The organism is Streptomyces lichenis (genome assembly GCF_023218175.1).
Taxonomy (GTDB): domain Bacteria; phylum Actinomycetota; class Actinomycetes; order Streptomycetales; family Streptomycetaceae; genus Streptomyces; species Streptomyces lichenis.
In genome coordinates, this window is the sequence record NZ_JALPTH010000005.1 from 170,142 (window position 1) to 193,325 (window position 23,184).

A 23,184-nucleotide genomic window follows, 5' to 3' on the forward strand; every position below is an offset into this window, starting at 1 on the left:
GGTCAGGCCTCCTTTGAAGAGGTGGGCTGGGTGACGCGGTCGAGCATCAGGCCGAGGCAGACGATCGCCGCTCCGGCGACCAGCCCGGTGGCCAGGTCGCCCTGGGCGAGGCCGAAGACCACGTCGTAGCCGAGCGCGCCACCGCCGACCAAGCCGCCGATGATGACGACGGCGAGGACCAGGACGACCGCCTGGTTGACGGCGAGGAGCAGGGCCGGGCGGGCCAGGGGGATCTGGACTTGGCGCAGTTGCTGCCAGCCGGTGGCGCCCAGGGAGCGGGCGGATTCCAGGGCGACCGGGTCGACGCCGCGCAGGCCCTGGGTGGTGATGCGGACGACGGCGGGGAGGGCGTAGACCACCGCGGCGGCGACCGCGGGGGCGCGGCCCACGCCGAACAGGGCGACCACCGGGATGAGGTAGACGAACTGCGGCATGGTCTGGAAGACGTCCAGGACCGGGCGCAGCCAGCGTTCCACGCGGGCGCTGCGGGCGGCGGCGATGGAGACGGCGAAGCCGAGGACGAGGGTGACGGCTACGGCGGCCAGCACCTGGGACAGGGTGTCCAGGGAGGCGTCCCAGACGCCGAGGACGCCGATGGCGGCCATCGCGAGGACGGCGGTGAGCGCGGTGCGCCAGGTGCCGACGAGCAGGGCCAGGGCGCCGACCAGCAGGAGCAGGCCCCACCAGGGGAGGGCCTGGAGGCCGGAGCGTACGGGGTCGAGGACCCAGCCGGTGAAGGCGGCGGCCCAGTCGGCGGTGCCGCCGATGACGGGGACGCCGGTGTAGAGGTGGTCCGTCATCCAGTCGACGGCGGTGTTGACCGGTTCGGCGATCGCCAGATGCCAGGAGGTCGGCCAGCTCAGCGCCCCGGAGAGGCGGGCGGCCACAGCCACCGCGGCGGTGAGGGCGGCGGCCAGCAGCCAGGCGGGCCAGCCGCGGCCGTCCCGCTCCTCGCGCTCGGCGGTGGCGGTGCGGTCGAGCACGATGGCGAGCAGGACGATGGGGATGCCGGCGGCGAGCGCGGCGCCCACGTCGACGGAGGCCAGGGCCTGGTAGACCCGGTCGCCGAGGCCGCCCGCGCCGATGACGGAGGCGATGACGGCCATGGAGAGGGCCATCATGACGGTCTGGTTGACGCCGAGGAGGAGCTGGCGGCGGGCCAGCGGGAGGCGGGCGGTGAGGAGGCGCTGGCGGGCGGTGGCGCCGAGGGAGTCGACGGCTTCGAGGACGGTGGGGTCGGCCTCGCGCAGGCCCAGCGCGGTGAGGCGGGCCATCGGCGGAGCCGCGTAGACGACGGTGGCCAGCACGGCCGCCGGGACGCCGATGCCGAAGACCAGGACGACGGGGAGGAGATACGCGAAGGCCGGGAGGACCTGCATGGTGTCCAGGACCGGCCGCAGGGCGCGGAAGGTGCGGTCGGAGAGGCCGGCGGCCAGACCGAGCAGGGCGCCCAGGGCGAGGGAGGCGGCGACGGCCACCACCATCAGGGCCAGGGTCTGCATGGTGGGCACCCACATGCCGAGCAGCCCGCAGACGGCGAACGCGGCGGCGGTGGACAGGCCGATACGGATGCCGGCGGCGCGCCAGGCGATGACGGCCGCGGCCACCGTGACCCCGGCCCAGCCGAGGGCCAGGAGGAGCAGATAGACGGCGCGGACGGAGAAGACCACCGCGTTGCTGATGTGGCCCAGGAAGTAGAGGAAGAGCGGGTGGCTGTCCCGGTTGTCGATGATCCAGTCGCTGGTGGAGCTCAGGGGGGAGGACAGGTCGACGGAGAGGGCGGTGGGCCAGTCGACGCCGGTGGCGGTGAGGAGGCCGACGGCGGTGAGGAGGACCGCGGCGGCGAGGGGCCACCAGCGGCGGGCGGGGAGTCTGGGAGACGGAGACGGTACGGACAGGGGGGCTGTGGTGGTGGTCATGCGGCGGCCGCCTTCCGGCCGTCCTCCTGCGACGGGACGGTGGCGGGCACCCCGGCGACGACGGCCAGCAGGCCCTGGTGGTCGACCACTCCGAGGCAGCGGCCCCGCTCGGTGACCCGGGCCGGGCCGCCGCTGCGGGCGACCGCCTCGATGGCCTCGGCGACCGTGGCGCTGGGCGCGAGGGCGGGCCCGGAGGAGTCGGCCTCGCCGTCGCGGGCGGGCCGCATGGCACCGCGTACCGTCATGACCTGCTCGCGCGGCACATCGCGTACGAAGTCCCGGACGTAGTCGTCGGCGGGCGAGCCCACGATCTCCTCGGGGGTGCCGAGCTGGACGATCCGGCCGTCGCGCATCAGGGCGATCCGGTCGCCGAGGCGCAGCGCCTCGTTGAGGTCGTGGGTGATGAAGACCATGGTGCGGCCCTCCTCGCGGTGGAGCCGGGCCACCTCCTCCTGCATGTCGCGGCGGATCAGCGGGTCTAGCGCGCTGAACGGCTCGTCGAAGAGGAGGACTTGGGGATCGGACGCGAGGGCGCGGGCGAGTCCGACGCGCTGCTGCTGGCCGCCGGAGAGCTGGCCGGGGCGGCGCTGCTCCATCCCGTCGAGGCCGACCTTGGCGACCAGTTCGGCGGCCTTGGCGCGGCGTTCGGCGCGGCCCATGCCCTGGATCTCCAGGCCGTAGGCGACGTTGTCCAGGACGGTGCGGTGCGGCAGCAGCCCGAAGTGCTGGAAGACCATCGCGGCGCGGTGGCGGCGCAGTTCGCGCAGCCGGGCCTTGTCCATGGCACCGACGTCCTCGCCGTCGATGGCGATGGTGCCCGCGGTGGGCTCTATCAGCCGGGTGAGGCAGCGGACCAGGGTGGACTTGCCGGAGCCGGACAGGCCCATGACGACGAAGACCTCGCCCTTGCGGACGTCGAAGGAGACGTCCCGGACGGCGGCGGTACAGCCGGTGCGCTCGCGCAGTTCGGCGGCGGGGAGGGCGGTCAGCTCGGGGTCGCCGGGTATGCGGCGCGCGGCGGACTTCGGGCCGAAGACCTTCCAGAGGCCGTCCACGGAGAAGACCGGGGGCGGTTGTTCATCGACCGGGGCCGTACTCGCGGCCGGGGCCGTCTTCGTGTCCGGGGTCGGGGTCTGGGTCGGGGGCTTCTTCTCGGCGGGGGTGGGGACGGTGGCGGTCACTTGGCACCGCCTCCCAGCAGTTCAGCAGCCTTTTCGCCGACCATGAGGACTCCGATCATCGGATTGACGGCGGGCATGGTGGGGAAGACCGAGGCGTCGGCGATACGAATGCCGTCCAGGCCGCGGACCTTCAAGTCGGGTGTGACGACCGCCAGTTCGTCGTCGGCGGCGCCCATCTTGCAGGTACCCGCCGGGTGGTAGACGGTGTGCGCGACCTTGCGGGCGTACTCGCTCAGCTCCTCGTCGCCGGTCACCTCGGGGCCGGGGCAGACCTCGCGCTTCAGCCAGCCGGCCAGCGGCTCGGCCTTGGCCACCTCGCGGGCGATCCTGATGCCGTCCACCAGGGTGCGGCCGTCGTAGTCGTCCTCGTCGGTGAAGTACCGGAAGTCCAGGGCGGGCTTGGCCTCGGGGTCGGCGCTGGTGAGGTGGAGACGCCCGCGGGAGCGGGGCTTGGGGATGTTCGGGGTCATCGAGACGCCGTGCGCGGGCCGTTCGTAGCCCAGCCGCTCCGGGTTGTCGGTGAACGGGATCTGGTAGAAGTGGAACATGAGGTCCGGGCCCTCGGAGTCCGGGTCGCGGCGGACGAAGAGCCCGGCGTCGCTGTCCATCGCGGAGTTCTCCGGGATGGGGCCGTGGGTCTCCCAGACGATCACCGACTCGGGGTGGTCCAGCAGGTTCTCGCCGACGCCCGGCAGGTCGCGGACGACCGGGATGCCGAGGGCGTCCAGATCGGCCCGGGGGCCGATGCCGGAGTGCAGCAGCAGCCGCGGGGTGTCCACCGCGCCGGCGCAGACCACCACCTCCCGGCGGGCCGAGATCAGCTTCTCCTCGCCGTCCTTGGTGCGGACGTGGACGCCGCGGGCGGTGGTGCCCTCCAGCTCCAGCCGGTACGCCCAGGTCTCCAGCAGGATGGTGAGGTTGGGCCGCTGGTCCATGACCGGGTGGAGGTAGGCCACCGAGGCGGAGGAGCGCTTGTTGTCCTCCGGGTGGTACGCCAGGTCGAAGAAGCCGACGCCCTCGTGGAACGGCTTGGCGTTGAAGCCCTCGACGCGCGGCACGTCCAGCGCCTTGCGCGCCGCGTCCACGAAGTCGCGGGCGATGGCGTTGCGGTCCTTCTCGTCCACCGAGACGATGTTGTTCAGCAGCCGGGCGTAGTACGGGTCCATGGCGGCCGCGTTCCAGCCGGTGGCGCCCGCGGCCTCCCACTCGTCCCAGTCGGACGGCAGCGGCTTGAAGGAGATCAGGGTGTTGTGCGAGGAGCAGCCGCCGAGCACCCGGGCGCGGCTGTGCCGGATGTGGGAGTTGCCGCGCGGCTGCTCGGTGGTCGGGTAGTCGTAGTCCAGGTCCCCGCCGAGCAGGCCCATCCAGCGGCGCAGGGTGAGCACGTCGGGCCGGTCGACATCGGAGGGGCCGCCCTCGATGACGGCGACGGTGGTGCCCGGGTCGGCGCTCAGCCGGTGGGCGATGACCGAGCCGGCGGTGCCGCCGCCGACGATGACGTAGTCGTAGGTGTCGGCCGTCTCGGCAGTCGGCTCGGTCGACTCGGTCGGCTCTCCGGCGGAGTCGTATACGTGGTTGTACGCGGCGATCATGCGGGGGTCTCTTCTCTGCGGCTCTGCGGCGGTGGTGCTGGGGGCTTCGGCCTGTGGATACGGCTCAGCCCTTGAACCAGCGCACCGGGCGCGGGGCGAGGTTCTGGTAGACGTGCTTGGACTCGCGGTACTCGGCGAGGCCCGCCGGTCCCAGCTCGCGGCCGATGCCGCTCTTGCCGAAGCCGCCCCACTCCGCCTGCGGCAGGTAGGGGTGGAAGTCGTTGATCCAGACGGTGCCGTGGCGCAGCCGGCCGGCGACCCGGCGGGCGCGGCCCGGGTCGGCCGTCCAGACGCCGCCGGCCAGGCCGTACTCGGTGTCGTTGGCGAGGGCGACAGCCTCGTCCTCGGTGCGGAAGGTCTCCACGGTGAGGACCGGGCCGAACACCTCCTCGCGGACCACCCGCATCTCGCGGTGGCACCGGTCCAGGACGGTGGGGCGGTAGAAGTAGCCGGCCTTCAGGGCGGGCTCCAGGTCGGCGGGGCGCTGTCCGCCGGCACGCAGTACGGCTCCCTCGGCGAGCGCGGAGGCGACGTACTCCTCGGTACGGGCGAGCTGCCGGTCGGAGACCAGCGGGCCGCACTCCACGCCGTCGGCGGTGCCCCGGCCGAGGCGGATCTTCTCGGCGCGGCGGGCGAGTTCGGCGACGAAGCGCTCCCGCACCGACTCCTCGACGATCAGCCGGGAGCCGGCCGAGCAGACCTGGCCGCTGTGGATGAAGGCCGCGTTCAGCGCCTGGTCCACGGCGGTGTCGAAGCCCTCGTCGGTGGCGCAGGCGTCGGCGAAGACCACGTTGGGGTTCTTGCCGCCCAGTTCCAGGGCGACCTTCTTCACGGTGTCGGCGGCGGCGCGCATCACCTTCGTACCGCTGACCAGTCCGCCGGTGAAGGAGACCAGGTCCACGTCCGGGTGCTCGGACATCCGGGCGCCGACCGGGTCGCCCGCGCCGGTGACCAGGTTGGCCACCCCGTCGGGCAGTCCAGCCTCGGCGAGCAGGCGGATCAGGGCGACGGTGGTCAGCGGGGTGATCTCGCTGGGCTTCAACACGAAGGTGTTGCCCGCGGCCAGCGCCGGGGCGATCTTCCAACTGGCCTGGAGCAGCGGGTAGTTCCAGGGGGTGATCAGGGCGCAGACGCCGACCGGCTCATGGACCACGGTGCTGTGGACCTCGGGGGTCCCGGCGTCCACCACCCGGCCGCCGGACTCGCCGGCGACCAGGTCGGCGAAGTAGCGGAAGGCGTCGGTGACGCAGTCCACGTCCACCCGGCCCTCCTCGACGGTCTTGCCCGCGTCCCGGCTCTCCAGCAGGCCCAGCTCCTCGCGGTCGCGCTGGAGGAGGTCGGCGACCCGGCGCAGCAGTGCGGCGCGCTCGGCGACCGGGGTGGCCGGCCAGGGCCCCTGGTCGAAGGCGGCGCGGGCGGCGGCGATCGCGGCGTCGGTGTCCTCGGCCCCGCCCTCGGCGACGACCGCGAGGACGGTCGCGTCGACGGGGTCGAGGATCTCGCGGGTGGCGCCGTCGGCGGCTGCTCGCCACTCGCCGCCCACGTGGATGGTGTGTCGGTCGGACACGTGCTGGTCGGACACGTCGCGTTCTGCCTTCCGTTCCGGGTCGTACCGGCACCCGCGGGGGGGCGCCGCGCCTCGTCGGGGTCGATCGGGCCGATCGAGGGCCCGGTCGAGGCCTGGTTGGTGGCCTGATCGAGGCCTTTGCAGGGCGCAGCCGGCGGCCGGAGGGGCCGTGAATGGCTGCGATTCCGGCGGGCTACCGGAGAACGGCTCCCTGCCCCCCGTGGCGAGAACCATGCCTGAACGTGGGTTTGCTCACTTCGGAGAGGGGTAGTTCGCCACTTGCTCTCTGTCACGGGACCGGCTCCGGTCGCTCGATGCCGAGACGGATGATCCGATCGGATGATGATCTGCGGGCGGTGCTGGCCGGTCGCCCGCCGGCCGGCCGGGGCGTGCCTAGGGTGCCCTGCATGCGCAGTAGCGACGACCGCGTCTATCTCGCCCCCGTCGACCATCTGCGCGCCGCCGCCGCCGTGCTGGTGGTGCTCTACCACGGCTGCCAGGTGCTCGGAGCCCGGTTGCAGGGGCGGGAGTTCCGGCCGGCGGTGGACTGGCCGCATTCGGTGAACCCGGCCTGGACGCTGGTCTTCGAGGGGCACACCGCCGTCGCGCTCTTCATGGTGCTGTCCGGCTTCGTCTTCACCGTCGGTGCCCGCGGGCGGCCGGTCCGCTACGGGCGGTTCCTGGGCAACCGGGCGCTGCGGGTCTACCCGCTGTATCTGCTGGTCGCGCTGCTGGGGCTGGCCACCCAGGTGTCCCTGCCGACCTGGCGGGAGCTGCTGGGGGTGGTCACCTTCGCGGCGCCCGCCCAGCCCTACGGCGGGGTGTTCTGGACGCTCGCCGTGGAGATGCAGTTCTATCTGGTGTTCCCGCTGCTCAACCGGCTGCTCACGGAACGCGGCCCGGGCGCCCTGCTGCGGCTGCTGGCCGCGGTGGCCGTGCTGCGGGCCCTGGTGTGGCTGAGCAGCCCGGTGGCCGAGCCGCACACGGTGGCGCTCTACCTGGGGCTGGCCGGGCGGATCGACCAGTTCCTGCTGGGGATGCTGGCGGCCTGGGCGTATCTGCGCCATCGGGAGCGGCTGCGGGCGGGACGGCGGGTGCTGCTGCCGGTGGCGGGGGCGCTGGCGCTCGGCCTGGCCTGGTGGTTCAACCAGGTGCGCGGCTTCGTCTCGGACAGCCCGTTGAAGCTGGTGTGGGGGACGGCCGAGGGCGCGGTGTGGGCGCTGGTGGTGCTGGTGTACGTGGCGGGGGGCCCGAGTCGCGGGGTGCTGTCCCGCGCGGTGGCCCGGCTCGGCGAGGTCAGCTTCTCGGTGTATCTGACGCACTTCATGGTGCTGGCGGTGCTCGGCGAGTACGCGGCCGGGGGGCCGATCCGGGCCCTGGTCCCGGCCGGGACGCCCCCGCCGGCGGCGGCGCTCTGGCTGACGCTGCTGGTGGCGCTGCCGTCGACGCTGGCGGTCTCCTGGCTGACGTACCACGCGGTGGAGCTGCCGTTCCTCCGGCTGCGGCGCCCCTACACCGCCCCGGGCGTGGAGACACCTCGCCCCCGGCAGCACGCGGCCGCCGGGGGCGAGGAGCGGATCACAAGCTGACCGGAAGTCAGCTCAGGGTCAGATCAGGCCCAGGCCGCGGACGGCGTCGCGCTCCTCCGCGAGCTCCTGCACCGAGGCGTCGATGCGGGTGCGGGAGAACTCGTTGATGTCCAGGCCCTGGACGATCTCGTACTTACCGTCCTTGCAGGTGACCGGGAAGGAGGAGATCAGGCCCTCCGGGACGCCGTAGGAGCCGTCCGAGGGGATGCCCATGGAGGTCCAGTCGCCGGCCGGGGTGCCGTTGACCCAGGAGTACACGTGGTCGATGGCGGCGTTGGCGGCGGAGGCGGCCGAGGAGGCGCCCCGGGCCTCGATGATCGCGGCGCCGCGCTTGGCGACGGTCGGGATGAAGGTGTCGGCGAGCCAGGCCTCGTCGTTGACCGTCTCGGCGGCGTTCTTGCCGGCGATCTCCGCGTGGAAGATGTCCGGGTACTGGGTGGCCGAGTGGTTGCCCCAGATGGTCAGCCGCTTGATGTCGGAGACGGCGGCGCCGGTCTTGGCGGCCAGCTGCGAGATGGCCCGGTTGTGGTCCAGGCGGGTCATCGCGGTGAACCGCTCGGCCGGCACGTCCGGCGCGGCGGCCTGGGCGATCAGGGCGTTGGTGTTGGCCGGGTTGCCGACCACCAGGACGCGGATGTCGTCGGCGGCGTGGTCGTTGATGGCCTTGCCCTGCGGCTTGAAGATGCCGCCGTTGGCCTCCAGCAGGTCGCCGCGCTCCATGCCCTTGGTACGGGGGCGGGCGCCGACGAGCAGCGCGACGTTGGCGCCGTCGAAGCCGACGTTCGGGTCGTCGGTGATCTCGATGCCGCGCAGCAGCGGGAAGGCGCAGTCGTCGAGCTCCATGGCGGTGCCCTCGGCGGCCTTCAGGCCCTGGGGGATCTCCAGCAGGCGGAGCTTGACCGGCACGTCCGCGCCGAGCAGGTGGCCGGAGGCGATGCGGAAGAGCAGCGCGTAGCCGATCTGGCCGGCCGCGCCGGTCACGGTGACATTCACGGGAGTGCGGGTCATGGCGATCTCCGTAAGACAGCTGGCGGTGGGGGTCCCTGCCCCTGGTGCTGGACATCCCCATGATCGATCGGTGTCTCGACGTGAAGAGATATCCAGCGGTCAGGCTATCCGAACCGGCAGCGCCTCAATCCCCGCCCCCGCACCCTGTGTCGTGGCTCACTGCGCTCCCGGGGCCCCGTCCGTGCAGTCCTGGCCGCCGGCCGCCAGGGTGGCGCAGGCCTTGGACGCGTCGGCGGAGGCCGCGGCCACCATTGCGGTGTAGGTGTCGGTGCCGCCGGCCTTGACCGACCGCTGCTCGGTGGTGCCCGCCGCGGAGACGGTGACGGTGTCCCCGCCGGCCGCCTGGGTGATACGGGCCCAGGCCGCGCCGCACACCTTGCTGTAGCGGACCTCGATCCGGGCGGTGCCGACCGTGGCGGTCGCGGCGGTGGTCGCGTACTCGCCGCCGCACCCCATCTGCTGGGCGTCCTGGCCGGTGCAGTCCTTGCCGCTGCACTTCACCCCGGGCGGCAGCTTGACGGGGGCGCTGGTGCTGGGGGCGGCCGAGGTGGGCGGCCCGGCAACGGTCTTGCCGGTGCCGGCGTCCTCGCCGCCTTGACCGATCAGGAAGTACGCGCCGGCGGCGACGGCCACCACGGCGGCGGCCGCGGAGGCGATCAGCGGGAGCCTGCTTCGGCGGCGGGCGGGGCCGGCCGGTCCTTCGGCTTCCTGCGTACGGGGCTGGGGGGCGTCCGTGGTGTTCCTGCCCGGGCCGCGCGGGGCGGGTCCGTTGGGGCCGCCGTCCGCGGGGATGACGGAGCCGTGGGCGGGGCGCGGGCCGGGGGACGGGGTGGCGGCGGGCGCGGGGCCGGTGGGGCGGTCGCCGGGCCGGTCGGTGGCGGGGGCGGGGGCGCCGGTGCCGCCGCCGAAGTCGCCGAGGGCGGCCCGCGCCTGGGATATGCGGATCGCCTCCATCGTCATGTCATGGCGCATCTCCGCGCGGCTCCAGGCCCGCTCGGCCAGCTCCCACATGGTGGTGAGGTGGATCGGGTTGGTGCCGGTGACCTCGGCGAGCGCGAGGACGGCGCCCTTGGGAGGGAGCAGCCGGCCGTTGAGGTAGCGCTCCCAGGACGTCTTGCTGTACCCGGTGCGGTCCGCGACGGCGGCGACGCCCAGCCCGCCGCGGTCCACCAGCCGGCGCAGCTGGCTGGTGAACTCCTTGACCTGCGGGTCGAGTTCCTCCGGTAGCGGCTTCCAGCGAGGCATTGCCTCCCCCTTGTCCCCCCGTTGCGTGCTGATGTGCTCCCCGTGCCGCGCCCTGCGGGCGCCTGCCGGGTCTCCGCTGGGAGGGATGCGCGGAGCCGGGGTGCCAGTTCCCGTGGTCGGGGCGGGTACGGACGCACCCGCGCCCGGACGTGCCCCGTCGCACACCCGGCGCCGAGTGCCGACCCAGTCTCGCATCCCGCCACCGGTCGCCCACACCATGCCGGAATGGTCACTTCCGTGCCACAGCCGCAGGAAATCCCTTGCTCGCGATTGGCGAGTGCATGACCCTTCTGGGACAACGCCACGGCGCCCGTCCTGCTCGGGGGAGAGGATGGGCGCCGTAGCGGAGGTCCGGGCGCGGGGGCCCTTCCATGGGGGGGGTGGTCAGCGGACCGCGAACCGGACGGCCTTCTCCAGGAGCGGGATCTCCAGCCAGGGGCCCGGCTGGGTCATCAGCGCGAGGAAGACGATCGCCGTGCCGAGCAGCCCGTACGTGGCCATGTCGGTGAACCGCGACCGTACGGCGAGCATCCCCACCGACGGCAGGACGCGGCGCATCACGGCCCCGGTCAGCAGGGCCGCCCCGATCAGCAGCGAACCGACGCGCGCGGCCTGCGGGAACGGGTCGAAGCCGACCACCAGCAGACCCAGGGCGACCAGCCCGACCACGGTGAGCAGCGGCCACTGACGGGCCGGCGCCGGGGCGTCCCCGGGCGCGGCCCGCCCGCCGCCCTCGGGGCGCGCGGTGTCCCGGGTCACGGCCGGCGGCCGCCGCGAACCGGACGGGGCCGCACCACTTCCCGTAGCACCGCCTGTTTCCGCAGCGCCGCCGGTTTCCGCAGCGCCGCCGGTTTCCGTTGCACCGCCGGTTCCCGCAGTACCGCCGGTTTCCGTTGCACCGCCGCCCGCGCCGGTCCCGGCGTCCGGGAGGCCGGAGGAGGCGTCGGCGGAGGCGTGCGAGGAGTCGCCGGCGGGGGCGTCGGCCCCGGCGGCGTTCCCGGCGGTTCCCTCGGCCCTGGCGGACGCGATCCCGTCAGCACCCCCGAGACCCGGCCCCTCGGCCCCGGCGGCGCTCCCAGCGCCAGCCCCGGCCCCGGCGGGCGCGGCGTTCCCGGCCCCCATGGGCGCGACACCGCCGACACCCCCGGGGCCCGACCCCCCGGCCCTCGCCCCGGCGACGTTCCCGGCGCTCTCCCCGGCCCCTGCGGGCGCGGCACCGCCGACATCCCCAAGGCCCGGCCCCTCGGCCCCCGCCCCGGCCGCGGCCCTCGCGGACGCGGGGCCCGTCGGCCCGGTCGCCGTCGCCGGGTCGTCGTCAGCCCGTACGCCCATGGGTCGCTCTCTTTCGGTCTTGTGCCGTCTCTCGCGGTCGGGCCGTGTGTCGGTCAGGCGGTCTCGGTGGCGGCCGCGGCACGCTCGGCCGCCTCGACCACGTTGACCAGCAGCTGGGCCCGGGTCATCGGGCCGACGCCGCCCGGGTTCGGGGCGCGCCAGCCGGCCACCTCGTTCACCCCCGGGTGCACATCGCCGACGATCTTGCCGCTCTCGTCCCGGCTGACGCCCACGTCCAGCACCGCCGCGCCCGGCTTGACGTCCTCCGGCTTGATCAGGTGCGGTACGCCCGCGGCGGCCACGATGATGTCCGCCCGGCGCAGATGCGCGGAGAGGTCACGCGTACCGGTGTGGCACTGGGTCACCGTCGCGTTCTCGGAGCGGCGGGTGAGCAGCAGCGGCATCGGGCGGCCGATGGTGGTGCCGCGGCCGACCACCACGACCTCCGCGCCGTTGATCTCCACCCCGTGCTTGCGCAGCAGGGTGATGATCCCGTTGGGGGTGCAGGGCAGCGGCGCGGGCTCGTTGAGCACCAGCCGGCCGAGGTTGGTGGGGTGCAGTCCGTCGGCGTCCTTGGCCGGGTCCATCAGCTCCAGGATCCGGTTCTCCACGATGCCCCTGGGGAGCGGGAGCTGCACGATGTAACCGGTGCAGGCGGGGTCCTCGTTCAGCTCGCGGACGACCGCCTCGATCTCGTCCTGGGTGGCGGTGGCGGGCAGTTGGCGCTGGATGGAGGCGATGCCGACCTCCGCGCAGTCGCGGTGCTTGCCGGCGACGTACTTGTGGCTGCCCGGGTCGTCGCCGACCAGGATGGTGCCGAGGCCGGGGGTGGCGCCCCGGGCCTTGAGGGTGGCCACGCGGGCGGCCAGTTCGGACTTGATCGCGGCGGCGGTGGCCTTGCCATCGAGAATCTGGGCGGTCATGGGTCCATCCTCCCGGATGAACCCGCCCCTGTTCCAATTCGCGGGCGGTCCCCCGTACCGGTCGGCCCGCGGCGGCGCGGGCCGGTGTCCCGGCCGCGCTTCCACCCCGGAGGTCGGCCGAGGTTGCACTTGCACAACGCCTCGTTCTATCGACTGGACAAGCGGTCTGGGCAGCGACCACGATGATCCGCGCAGTGCCGCGGGCAGTGCAGGGGGGCAGAACCGCAGGAAACGGGCACAAACGTTCCTCCGCGCGGGCCGCGCCGTCCCCGCACCACAACGGAGGAAAACCGCCATGAGTTTCGGCGACCCCAACAACCCCTACGGCCAGCAGCAGGGCCAGCCCCAGCAGCCGGGCTACGGCTACCCGCAGGGCGGCCAGCCCGCGCAGGGCGGCTACGGCTACCCGGCCGCTCCCCCGGCCCAGGACTACGGCTACTCCGGCGGCCCGCTGGTGATGCCGGGTGGGGTCAAGGCCGCCCGCGTGATGCTCTGGGTGATCGCCGGTCTCCAGCTCGTCGGCATCGCGCTGCTCGCGCTGGCCGTCGTCGCGGTCAACAAGTACCGGGACGACCCGCAGCTCAAGGACTCCGCGGACTTCAACCAGTTCGCGGACTTCGGCACCGGCCTGCTCTATGTGTTCATCGCCCTGGCGGTGGCCTACCTGGTGGCGTCGATAGCCCTGGCGATCCAGTGCGGCAAGGGCGGCAACGGCGCCCGTATCGGCATCATCGTCTACGCCTCGTTCGGCCTGGTGCTCAGCCTCTACCCGTTCTTCCCGCTGAGCCTCATCCACCTGGTGCTGCTCATCCTGGTGATCGTCTTCGTCGCCAAGAAGGACGGCGAGGCCTGGTTCAAGCGCCCGCGCCACTGACCGCGCGCCGCTGATCGCGCGCCCGGTGGACCCGTAGGACCACCGGGGCGCGCCTCCGCGCCCACCCGCGCGTACCCACGTACCGGCGACCCTCCGCACCGCGGCACCGCCACCCCGCCGGTACACCTGCCTTCCCTGCCCGCGCACCGCCGTCCCACGCACCGCTCACCACGCGTCGCCGGCCCGCGCCGTCCCCATCCGCAACGGAGGAAATCCCGCCATGAGCTTCGGCGACCCCAACAACCCCTACGGCCAGCCCCAGAGCCAGCCCCAGCAGCCCGGCTACGGCTACCCGCAGGGCGGCCAGCCCCCGCAGCCCGGCTACGGGTATCCCCAGCAGGCGCCCCAGAGCGTGCCCCCGCAGCCGGACTACGGCCAGCAGCAGAACTACGGCTACCCGCAGCAGCAGCCGCAGCAGGGCTACGGCTACCCGCAGGCCGCCGGCACCCTCCAGGCCAACAACGGCTACATCAACGTGCCGGGCCTCGGCACCGTGGAGATAGCCAGCATGGGCCGGCGGTTCGCCGCCCGGGTGATCGACGGCCTCATCATCGGTGTGTTCTACGGCGTGCTGATGGCGATCGGCTTCGCCGGGCTGATCGGCGCCGCCGACGACGCGCAGGCCGCCGTCGACAAGTGCGACGCGACCTCGGCGAGTTACCAGAGCTGCGTCGACTCCGCCATGGCCGAGTCCACCGGCGGCTTCCTGGCCGCCATGATGACCGCGATCTTCGCCATCTTCCTGATCACGCTGCTCTACGAGTGGCTGCTGATCTCCTTCGTCGGCGCCACCCTCGGCAAGATGGCCGTCGGCCTGCGGGTCGTCAAGGAGCGCACCGGCGGCACCCCGGGCGTCGGCGGCGGCTTCATCCGCTGGATCCTGCCGCAGGTCGGTTCGCTGCTGTGCGGTATCGGCGCGCTGCTCGTCTACCTGTCGCCGTTCTTCGACAACTCCGGCAAGACGCAGGGCTGGCACGACCGCGCCGCCGGCACCCTGGTGGTCAAGAAGTAGCCGTCACGCAGCGGTAGTCGAGCACGGCGAAGGCCCCGCCCCCGGACGTCCCGGGGGCGGGGCCTTCGCCCTGTTCAGGCTCTTCGAAACGCGGACTCCTCGAAACGCTCGGGACTCAGTGGAAGAAGTGCCGCGTCCCGGTGAAGTACATGGTCACCCCGGCCTTGCGGGCCGCCTCGACCACCTGCTCGTCGCGGACCGAACCGCCCGGCTGCACCACGGCCTTGACGCCCGCCGCGGTCAGCACCTCCAGGCCGTCCGGGAACGGGAAGAACGCGTCGGAGGCGGCGTACGCCCCCCGGGCCCGCTCCTCGCCGGCCCGCTCCACGGCCAGCTTCGCCGAGTCGACCCGGTTGACCTGGCCCATGCCCACGCCCACGCTGGCACCGTCCTTGGCGAGCAGGATGGCGTTGGACTTCACCGCGCGGCAGGCCCGCCAGGCGAAGGCCAGTTCGGCCAGCTCGTCGGCGGACAGCGCCTCACCGGCGGCCAGCGTCCAGTTCGCCGGGTCGTCGCCGTCGGCCTGGAGCCGGTCGGTGACCTGGAGCAGCGCGCCGCCGTCGATCGGCTTGACCTCGACCGTCGCGGAGGGGGCGCCGGACGCCCGCAGCACCCGGATGTTCTTCTTCCTGGCCAGCGCCTCGACCGCGCCGTCCTCGTAGTCCGGGGCCACGATGACCTCGGTGAAGATCTCGGCGACCTGCTCGGCCATGGCCACCGACACCGGGCGGTTGACCGCGATCACCCCGCCGAACGCGGAGAGCGGGTCGCAGGCGTGCGCCTTGCGGTGCGCCTCGGCGACATCCGCGCCGGTGGCGATCCCGCACGGGTTGGCGTGCTTGATGATCGCCACGCACGGCTCGTCGTGGTCGTAGGCGGCCCGGCGCGCGGCGTCGGTGTCCGTGTAGTTGTTGTACGACATCTCCTTGCCGTGCAGCTGCTCGGCGCCCGCGAGGCCGCCGCCCTCCTCGGAGCGGTACAGCGCGGCGCCCTGGTGCGGGTTCTCGCCGTAGCGCAGCACGTGGGAGCGCTGGTGGACGGTGCCCAGGAACTCGGGGAAGCCGGAGTCGTCGGCCGGGGCGTACTCGGCGGCGAACCAGGAGGCCACGGCCGTGTCGTACGCGGCGGTGTGCCGGAACGCCTCGGCGGCCAGCCGCTTGCGGGCGGTCAGCTCGAACCCGCCGTCCTTCACCGCGTCCAGCACCTCCGCGTACCGCCCCGGGGAGGTGACCACCGCGACCGAGGGGTGGTTCTTGGCGGCGGCGCGGACCATCGACGGGCCGCCGATGTCGATCTGCTCCACGCACTCGTCCGGGGTGGCACCGGAGGCGACCGTCTCACGGAACGGGTAGAGGTTCACCACCACCAGCTCGAACGGCTCCACGCCCAGCTCGGCCAGCTGCTCGCGGTGGGCGTCCAGCCGCAGGTCGGCGAGGATCCCGGCGTGCACCCGCGGGTGCAGCGTCTTGACCCGGCCGTCCAGGCACTCGGGGAAGCCGGTCAGCTCCTCGACCCGGGTGACCGGGACGCCGGTGCCGGCGATCCGGGCCGCGGTGGACCCGGTGGAGACCAGCTCGACACCGGCCTCGTGCAGCCCCCGGGCGAGCTCCTCCAGCCCCGTCTTGTCGTAGACGCTGATCAACGCGCGACGGATGGGCTTTCGGGTGGGCTTATTCACCGACATGAACCTTTCGTCCCTCAATGCGGTAGCCGTGCCGGGCCAGACGCCCCACGACCTCGACGAGCAGCGAGCGCTCGACTTCCTTGATCCGCTCATGCAGAGCGGCCTCGTCGTCCTCGTCCCGGACCTCAACCACGCCCTGGGCGATGATCGGGCCGGTGTCGACGCCGTCGTCGACGAAGTGGACGGTGCACCCGGTGACCTTGGCGCCGTACGCGAGCGCGTCGCGCACCCCGTGGGCCCCGGGAAAACTGGGCAGCAGGGCGGGGTGGGTGTTCACCGTCCGCCCGCCGAAGCGCTCCAGGAACGCCTTGCCGACGATCTTCATGAACCCGGCCGAGACGACCAGGTCCGGCTGGTACGCGGCGACCGCCTCGGTGAGCGCCCGGTCCCACTCCTCGCGGCTCGGGTAGTCCCCGACCCGGACCGTGAAGGTCGGCAGCCCGGCGCGCTCGGCCCGCTCGAGGCCCGTGATCGCGCCGCGGTCCGCGCCGACGGCGACGACCCGTGCCCCGTACCCCTCGGGGTCGGCGGCGATCGCGTCGAGCAGGGCCTGCAGATTGGTCCCGGATCCGGAGACCAGGACGACGAGGCGGGCGGGGGCGGCGGCCACGGCGGGACTCTTTTCGCGTTGCGGCGGTGGGGACCAGGGGTGGGGAGTACGGAGTGGGGCGGTGCGGACGACCGGCCGGGGCCACCGTTTGTACGGTCGTACGAACGGATCGCGCCTCTCGATACGGGGAACCCTACGAGGCGGCCGATCGTCAGCAACGATACCGGCACACCCGACCGCCCCCACGGGACGGGGGCGGACCCGACGGGTAGCGTCTGGGGAAGGGCCGCCCCGGCACGGGGCGGGCACGACGACACGAGACCCGGCAGCGACGGGTCTGAGGGGAAGACGTTCACCACATGCCGGACCGACGCCGCCGCACGGCCATCCACCTGCTGTCGCGGGACCGCCAGTCCACCGACCCGGCGGGCTCGTCCGGACCGGGGAGCAGCGGACCGGGGAGCTCGGGACCGGGTTCCGGGTCGTCCGGGTCCTCCGGGTCTTCGGCGCCCTCGGGGTCCTCCGCGCCCTCAGGGTCTTCCGGGTCCTCGGGGTCCTCCGGTGACGAGCACAACCCGTTCGCCCCGCCCCCCGAGGGCCGCCCGGACCAGCCCTGGCAGCCGCGCCGCCCGGAGGGCGAAGGGTCCGGGGACGGGGACGAGGGGTCCGAGGGCGGCGGGCGCAACCGGACGCCCTGGGGCCAGTGGAGCCCCCGGCAGCCGGGCCGCTCCTCCGGCGGCTTCGGCAGCCGGCCGCAGAACGGCGACCAGCGCGACCAGCAGGGCGGCGGTCCGGGCGGCGGTCAGAACACGTCGTCTCCTCGGGTCGACATGAAGGACCCCGCCCAGCGCCGGGCGCGTTACGCGCTGCTCGCCGGTATGTGGGGCTTCTTCTTCGCGCTCTTCGACCTCACCGAGATCGGCCTGCTGCTCGGCGCCCTGGGCCTGTACTGGGGCATCAGCTCGCTGCGCGCCCGCCGGTCCGCCGCCACCGCGACCGACGCCACCCGGCCGGCCACCGGTGCGGCCCCCGCTTCGGCCACCCCGGCCAAGTCCTCGGGTGGCGGCCGGCCGCAGACCACGGCGGCCGTCAGCGGGGTGGTGCTGGCCGCGATCACCCTGGCGATCGTGGCCGGTGCGTACACGGTCCAGCTCGCCTATCGCGACTACTACACCTGCGTGGACGACTCGCTGACCCGCAGCGGACTGCTGGCCTGCAACGAGCGGCTGCCCGAGCCGCTGCGGGACGTCTTCGGCGTCCAGGACTGACGCCCCGACGGCCTCTGCCGACGGCGACGGCCCCCACCGCGACTTCGCGGCGGGGGCCGTCGGTCACTCAGCCGCCGAGGGCTACTGAGGGGGATACGGGGCGGAGTACGGGCCGGGCCCGGCCGCCCCCGAGGCCGCTCCCCCGCCACCCGGCTCCGCCCCGTCCTCCGCGGCCTCCCCGCCCTCTCCGTCCTCCGGGTCCTCCGTGTCGGTCTCCTCCGGGGTGTCCGGGAGCGGCGGCGGCCCCACCAGCGGGTTGGAGGCCTCCTTCAGGGCCGCCCAGCGCGCCCGCCGGGCCTCCGGCTCCTCCCAGTCGGCCGGCAGGAACCCGTACACCTCCGCGGCCTCGAAGGCCTCCGAGACCGGCTCCCGCTCCTCCGGGTCGTCCGGCACCCCGCCCGTCTCCTCGTCCGCCGCCCCCTGCTCCGGGGCCTCCTCCCGGGCCGTCGGCAACGGCGGTGGCGACTCCTCGTACGCGGCGAACTCCCACGCCTCCCGGGCCTCCCGCCGTACCCGCCAGGCCCGTAGCAGCAGGGCCCCCGGCAGGCCGACCGCCGCCGTCCAGCCCATCGCCGCCGCCCCGGTGCGCCACCAGACCGGGCCGAACTCGGCCAGCCGCGCGGTGCCCAGCGGCCCGCCCGCCGCCGCCGCGAGTCCGGCCATGGCCGCCCCGCAGACCACCGCCGCCAGCAGCGCGGCCAGCGCCGTGTCGCGTACCCGCGCGCTGGTGCGCCGCCCGGCCTGGCGGGCCACCGCCACCCCGGCGGCCAGGGCGACCAGCGCGCTCGTCCAGTGCGGCCAGCTTCCGGGGCCGTCCCCCGGGACCGCGGCCAGCAGCGGGAACGGCGGCAGCCCCGCCGTGCCGGTGGCCGACAACGGGGCGGCGGTGGCGGCGGCACCGACCGCGAACCCGGGGCCGAGCCCGTACGCGGCACCCCAGACGGCGGCGTTCGGCAGCAGGGCCAGCGCCAGCAGCACCACAGCCGTCCGTCCGGACCAGGTCCCGGACAGCCCCAGCAGGGCGTCCCGGGCCGCCCCGAGGTGCCAGACCAGGGAGGCCAGCACCAGCAGCGCTCCCCCGGCCAGCAGTACGGCGGTGGCGACGGCTCCGGCCCGTACGCCGACGGTGGTACGCGAACGGGCCAGGGCCACCCGCAGCCGCTCCGGCGCCCAACCGGGCAGGGGGCCCGGCGGCCGCCCGTACGCGCCCCACACCCCGGCGGCGGCCGACAGCACGGCGAGCGGCACCAGCCGCAGGGCCGCGCCGAGCGGGTCGACGGTCAGCGGGCCGCCGGTCCCCGCGTAGCCGATCGCCCCTGCGGCCACCAGCAGATAGCCCCCGGAGACGGCGGCCACCACGGCTCCCGGCGGAGGCGGCCGGCCGTCGTCCTCGGGGTCGGCCGCGTCCCGGGCGGTCCGGTGCACCAGCCAGGCCGGCAGGGCGACCAGCAGCAGCGGGACCACCCCGATGGGGGCGAAGGCCCCGGCGGGGGCAATGGGACGGGCCAGCTCGGCCCCGTGCGCCAGCAGCCACAGGGCGGCGGCCACATGCAGGGCGCCCCCGGGGCCGCTGTCGGGGTAGGGGGAGCCGATCCACAGGGCCAGCACCACGACGGTGACGGCACCGAGTCCGAGCCCCGCCGCGAGGGCGCCGCGCACACAGAGCCCGGGAAGGACCCCCGAGAGGCGGCGGACGGTCGTCGTTCCGATCACCCGGGCCATGGTGCCAACGACACGCGCTTGATCCGGGTAACGGGCGAAGAGCCGGTGTGGCGCGCAATATACGCTTATGTACTTTTCGCCCTCCGCCGACGGCCGTCCTGCCGGGGGCCGGCCATGACCCGGACCGCGACCACCTCCGAGCCCGACGAGTTCCACGAGTCCGACGCGCCGGCGCCCGTCGGGCCGTCGGACGGGCCGCCCGACCGGGCCGGAAAACCCGACGCCCCGCCGCCAGGACCCACACCTCCGCTGCCGTCCGCCCGGGAACGGCGCCGGCTCCGGGAGGCGAGGAACCTCTCCGAGGAGCAGCTCGCCCGCATGCTGGGGGTCACCCGGGCGACGGTGCGCTCCTGGGAGAACGGGCGCACCACCCCGCGCGGCCGCAAACGCCAGGCATACGCCAGGATCCTGCACGCCGTACCGGAGACACCGCCGGATACACCGGTGGAGACACCGCCGGAGACACCGGTGGTGGAGACCGGGGGCGGGGGCGAGAGCACCGGCGCCGATCCCGTACCGCGGGAAGCGACCGCGGCGCCCGAGCCCGCTGCTGACACCGAGCCCGCCTTCGTACCGGCGTCCGAAGCCGTGGCCGACACCGAGCCCGCCCCCGAGGCCGAGCCGGAGCCCACGGCCGGGACCGACGCCGACACCGAACAGGCGGCCGACGCGGGCACCGACGCCACCGCCGCTACCGCTCAGGCGGCCGAGCCCTCCGCGGAGGCCGTCTCCGCGCCCGCCGCGGCGTTCGACGCGCTGTACGAGGCGGCGGCGCCCGGGCTGGTCCAGCAGGCCTATGTGCTGACCGGGCGGCGCAGGCTGTCGCGGGAGGCGGTGGAGTACGCCTTCCATCTGGCCTGGGAGCGGTGGCCCGAGGTCGCCGTGGACCGGGATCCGGCGGGCTGGGTACGCGCCGCCGTGCACGAGTACGCGCTGTCGCCCTGGCACCGTTTCCGGCGCTCGCAGCGCGTGCCCGACTCCCCCGGTGCCGACCGCGCCGCCCAGGCGCTGCGGGCCGCGGTGCTGGAGCTGCCACCGGTGTACCGGCGCACCCTGCTGCTCTACGACGGGCTGGGCCTGGATCTGCCGGAGACGGCGGCCGAGACGGAGGCGAGCACCCCGGCGGCGGGCAACCGGGTGCTGCACGCCCGGGCCGCGGTGGCCGAGAAGGTGCCGGAGGTGGCCGATCCGGCGGTGCTGCACAAGCGGCTGACGTTCGTGCTGACCAAGGGGCCGGCGGTGTCGCTGGCCGCGCCGCGCTCGGTCCGCAGCGGCAGCGAGCGCCGGATCCGGCTGTGGACCCGGGCGGCGATCGTGCTGACGGTGCTGATCGTCGGGGCGACCGCGTTCACCCTGGCGACCGCCCCGACCTCGTACGAGCCACCGCTGGCACCGGGCGAACCGGTGGCCGGGGTGCCGGTGCTCAGCGGGCCGGAGCGGAGCCTGACCCGGGAGGACGCCGCCCTGCGCGACCGGCTGCGCTCCGAGCCGGCCGGCGGCCCGGCCCGGCTGGTCCCCCAGCTGCCCTGAGAGCGGCCCCGGGTACACGCGGACGGGCCCGCCACCGGTTGCGACCGGTGGCGGACCCGTCCTGCCGTGCGGAGCCGGGTGGGGCTCCTGGTGGGCTCAGCCCTCCAGGATGGCGCGGGCCAGCTTGGCGGTCTCGGTCGGGGTCTTGCCGACCTTGACGCCCGCGGCCTCCAGGGCCTCCTTCTTGGCCTGGGCGGTGCCGGAGGAGCCGGAGACGATGGCGCCGGCGTGGCCCATGGTCTTGCCCTCGGGCGCGGTGAAGCCCGCGACGTAGCCGACGACCGGCTTGGTGACGTTGGCCTTGATGAAGTCGGCCGCACGCTCCTCGGCGTCGCCGCCGATCTCGCCGATCATCACGATCAGCTCGGTCTCCGGGTCGGCCTCGAAGGCCGCCAGGGCGTCGATGTGGGTGGTGCCGATGACCGGGTCACCGCCGATGCCGACCGCCGAGGAGAAGCCGATGTCCCGCAGCTCGTACATCATCTGGTAGGTCAGGGTGCCGGACTTGGACACCAGACCGATCTTGCCCGGCTTGGTGATGTCGCCGGGGATGATGCCCGCGTTGGACTGGCCGGGGGTGATCAGACCCGGGCAGTTGGGGCCGATGATGCGGGTCTTGTCGCCCTTGGACTTGGCGTACGCCCAGAAGGCGGCCGAGTCGTGGACGGCGATGCCCTCGGTGATGACGACGGCCAGCGGGATCTCCGCGTCGATGGCCTCGACGACGGCGGCCTTGGCGAAGGCCGGCGGCACGAAGAGGACCGAGACGTCGGCGCCGGTCTTCTCGATCGCCTCGGCGACCGAGCCGAAGACCGGTACGGAGGTGCCGTCGAAGTCGACGGTGGTGCCGGCCTTGCGCGGGTTCACGCCGCCGACGATGTTGGTGCCGTCACCCAGCATGAGCTTGGTGTGCTTCATGCCCGTGGCACCGGTCATGCCCTGGACGATGACCTTGCTGTCCTTGGTCAGGAAGATAGCCATGGTGTTTCCGACCTCGTCCCTTACTTCGCAGCCGCGAGCTCGGCGGCCTTGTCGGCCGCGCCGTCCATGGTGTCCACGCGCTGCACCAGCGGGTGGTTGGCGTCGGACAGGATCTTGCGACCCAGCTCCGCGTTGTTGCCGTCGAGCCGCACGACCAGCGGCTTGGTGACGTCCTCGCCCTTGGACTTCAGCAGCTCCAGGGCCTGGACGATGCCGTTGGCGACCTCGTCGCAGGCGGTGATGCCGCCGAAGACGTTGACGAAGACGGACTTGACGTCCGGGTCGCCGAGGATGATCTCCAGGCCGTTCGCCATGACCTCGGCGGAGGCGCCACCGCCGATGTCGAGGAAGTTGGCGGGCTTGACGCCGCCGTGCGCCTCACCGGCGTAGGCGACCACGTCCAGGGTGGACATGACCAGGCCGGCGCCGTTGCCGATGATGCCGACCTCGCCGTCCAGCTTGACGTAGTTGAGGTTCTTGGCCTTGGCGGCGGCCTCCAGCGGGTTGGCCGCCGCCTTGTCCTCCAGCGCCTCGTGCTCCGGCTGGCGGAAGTCGGCGTTCGCGTCCAGGGACACCTTGCCGTCCAGGGCGATGACCCGGCCGTCGGCGACCTTGGCGAGCGGGTTGACCTCGACGAGGAGCGCGTCCTCGGCGACGAAGGTCTCCCAGAGGGTGACCAGCACGTCGGCGACCTGGTCGGCGACCTCGGCCGGGAACTTCGCCAGGGCGACGATCTCGGCGGCCTTCTCCTTGGAGACGCCCTCGTTGGCGTCGACCGGCACCTTGGCGAGCTTCTCGGGGGTCGTCGCGGCGACCTCCTCGATGTCCATGCCGCCGGCGACGGAGGCCATCGCCAGGAAGGTGCGGTTGGTCCGGTCGAGGAGGTACGAGACGTAGTACTCCTCGGCGATCTCCGGGGCGGTCTCGGCGATCATCACCTTGTGGACCGTGTGGCCCTTGATGTCCATGCCGAGGATGTCGGTCGCGCGGGCGACCGCCTCGTCGGGGGTGCCGGCCAGCTTGACGCCACCGGCCTTGCCGCGGCCGCCGACCTTCACCTGGGCCTTGACGACCGACTTGCCGCCCAGCTTCTCGGTGGCCTCGCGCGCCGCCTCAGGCGTGTCGATGACTTCACCGGCCAGCACCGGTACACCGTGCTTGGCGAAGAGGTCCCTCGCCTGGTACTCGAACAGGTCCACGCGCGTCC

The 23,184-nt window shown here is 73.9% G+C and carries 18 protein-coding genes; 5 read left to right on the forward strand and 13 right to left on the reverse strand.

Translation table 11 applies throughout. The annotated features are described in order from the left end of the window. Positions 1–2: 2 nt before the first annotated feature. The 4 genes from M1O15_RS07255 to M1O15_RS07270 form a co-directional block, all read right to left on the reverse strand. Positions 3–1,919 (reverse strand): ABC transporter permease, encoded by a 1,917-nt coding sequence (locus M1O15_RS07255; protein ID WP_248632418.1) that lies wholly within the window; start codon positions 1,917–1,919, stop codon positions 3–5. Next, complete coding sequence (locus M1O15_RS07260) at positions 1,916–3,100, reverse strand: quaternary amine ABC transporter ATP-binding protein (protein ID WP_372499376.1); 1,185 nt, start codon at positions 3,098–3,100, stop codon at positions 1,916–1,918. Before M1O15_RS07260 ends, M1O15_RS07255 begins: the two co-directional genes overlap by 4 nt. Then, positions 3,097–4,692 (reverse strand): GMC family oxidoreductase, encoded by a 1,596-nt coding sequence (locus M1O15_RS07265; protein ID WP_248632419.1) that lies wholly within the window; start codon positions 4,690–4,692, stop codon positions 3,097–3,099. The genes M1O15_RS07260 and M1O15_RS07265 overlap by 4 nt, the downstream gene beginning before the upstream one ends. A 64-nt stretch (positions 4,693–4,756) precedes the next feature. Continuing rightward, positions 4,757–6,259, reverse strand: a complete 1,503-nt coding sequence (locus M1O15_RS07270; RefSeq protein ID WP_372499389.1) for an aldehyde dehydrogenase family protein — start codon at positions 6,257–6,259, stop codon at positions 4,757–4,759. 407 nt (positions 6,260–6,666) lie between these two features. Here M1O15_RS07270 and M1O15_RS07275 point away from each other — a divergent pair, with 407 nt between their 5' ends. Beyond that, positions 6,667–7,848, forward strand: coding sequence for an acyltransferase family protein (locus M1O15_RS07275; protein ID WP_248632421.1), 1,182 nt, complete (start codon positions 6,667–6,669; stop codon positions 7,846–7,848). An 18-nt stretch (positions 7,849–7,866) separates the two neighbouring features. Here M1O15_RS07275 and M1O15_RS07280 read toward each other — a convergent pair whose 3' ends face one another. From M1O15_RS07280 to M1O15_RS07295, 4 genes are all read right to left on the reverse strand, one after another. Further along, positions 7,867–8,856 (reverse strand): malate dehydrogenase, encoded by a 990-nt coding sequence (locus M1O15_RS07280; protein WP_248632422.1) that lies wholly within the window; start codon positions 8,854–8,856, stop codon positions 7,867–7,869. Between the two features lie 156 nt (positions 8,857–9,012). Further along, positions 9,013–10,101 (reverse strand): helix-turn-helix domain-containing protein, encoded by a 1,089-nt coding sequence (locus M1O15_RS07285; RefSeq protein ID WP_248632423.1) that lies wholly within the window; start codon positions 10,099–10,101, stop codon positions 9,013–9,015. A gap of 384 nt (positions 10,102–10,485) precedes the next feature. Next, complete coding sequence (locus M1O15_RS31610) at positions 10,486–10,860, reverse strand: DUF3017 domain-containing protein (RefSeq protein WP_308282245.1); 375 nt, start codon at positions 10,858–10,860, stop codon at positions 10,486–10,488. Between the two features lie 626 nt (positions 10,861–11,486). Then, positions 11,487–12,356, reverse strand: a complete 870-nt coding sequence (locus M1O15_RS07295) for a bifunctional methylenetetrahydrofolate dehydrogenase/methenyltetrahydrofolate cyclohydrolase (RefSeq protein WP_248632425.1) — start codon at positions 12,354–12,356, stop codon at positions 11,487–11,489. Positions 12,357–12,651: 295 nt separating this feature from the next. Between M1O15_RS07295 and M1O15_RS07300 the strand changes: the two genes are divergently transcribed. Together M1O15_RS07300 and M1O15_RS07305 are read left to right on the forward strand one after the other, a co-directional pair. Further along, positions 12,652–13,230 carry a hypothetical protein gene (locus M1O15_RS07300; protein ID WP_248632426.1) on the forward strand — a complete coding sequence of 193 codons (579 nt, stop codon included), beginning with the start codon at positions 12,652–12,654 and terminating at the stop codon, positions 13,228–13,230. Positions 13,231–13,450: 220 nt separating this feature from the next. Next, a complete protein-coding gene (locus M1O15_RS07305) occupies positions 13,451–14,242 on the forward strand; it encodes an RDD family protein (protein WP_248632427.1) in 792 nt (263 codons plus the stop codon). 115 nt (positions 14,243–14,357) lie between these two features. On the opposite strand, the gene purH is transcribed toward M1O15_RS07305, so the two are convergent. After that, a complete protein-coding gene (purH, locus tag M1O15_RS07310) occupies positions 14,358–15,926 on the reverse strand; it encodes a bifunctional phosphoribosylaminoimidazolecarboxamide formyltransferase/IMP cyclohydrolase (RefSeq protein ID WP_248632428.1) in 1,569 nt (522 codons plus the stop codon). Then, complete coding sequence (gene purN, locus M1O15_RS07315) at positions 15,913–16,536, reverse strand: phosphoribosylglycinamide formyltransferase (RefSeq protein WP_248632429.1); 624 nt, start codon at positions 16,534–16,536, stop codon at positions 15,913–15,915. Before purN ends, purH begins: the two co-directional genes overlap by 14 nt. Before the next feature lie 299 nt (positions 16,537–16,835). Here purN and M1O15_RS07320 point away from each other — a divergent pair, with 299 nt between their 5' ends. After that, on the forward strand, positions 16,836–17,744 hold the full coding sequence (locus M1O15_RS07320) for a hypothetical protein (protein WP_248632430.1): 909 nt from the start codon (positions 16,836–16,838) through the stop codon (positions 17,742–17,744). Positions 17,745–17,825: 81 nt separating this feature from the next. Here the strand turns inward: M1O15_RS07320 and M1O15_RS07330 are convergent, their stop codons facing one another. Continuing rightward, positions 17,826–19,457 carry a cell division protein PerM gene (locus tag M1O15_RS07330; protein WP_308282246.1) on the reverse strand — a complete coding sequence of 544 codons (1,632 nt, stop codon included), beginning with the start codon at positions 19,455–19,457 and terminating at the stop codon, positions 17,826–17,828. A 123-nt stretch (positions 19,458–19,580) separates the two neighbouring features. Between M1O15_RS07330 and M1O15_RS07335 the strand changes: the two genes are divergently transcribed. Beyond that, a complete protein-coding gene (locus tag M1O15_RS07335) occupies positions 19,581–20,996 on the forward strand; it encodes a helix-turn-helix domain-containing protein (protein WP_248632431.1) in 1,416 nt (471 codons plus the stop codon). A 96-nt stretch (positions 20,997–21,092) separates the two neighbouring features. Here the strand turns inward: M1O15_RS07335 and sucD are convergent, their stop codons facing one another. After that, positions 21,093–21,977, reverse strand: a complete 885-nt coding sequence (sucD, locus tag M1O15_RS07340; protein ID WP_248632432.1) for a succinate--CoA ligase subunit alpha — start codon at positions 21,975–21,977, stop codon at positions 21,093–21,095. A gap of 20 nt (positions 21,978–21,997) precedes the next feature. After that, positions 21,998–23,176 carry an ADP-forming succinate--CoA ligase subunit beta gene (sucC, locus tag M1O15_RS07345; protein WP_248632433.1) on the reverse strand — a complete coding sequence of 393 codons (1,179 nt, stop codon included), beginning with the start codon at positions 23,174–23,176 and terminating at the stop codon, positions 21,998–22,000. Positions 23,177–23,184 lie beyond the last annotated feature (8 nt).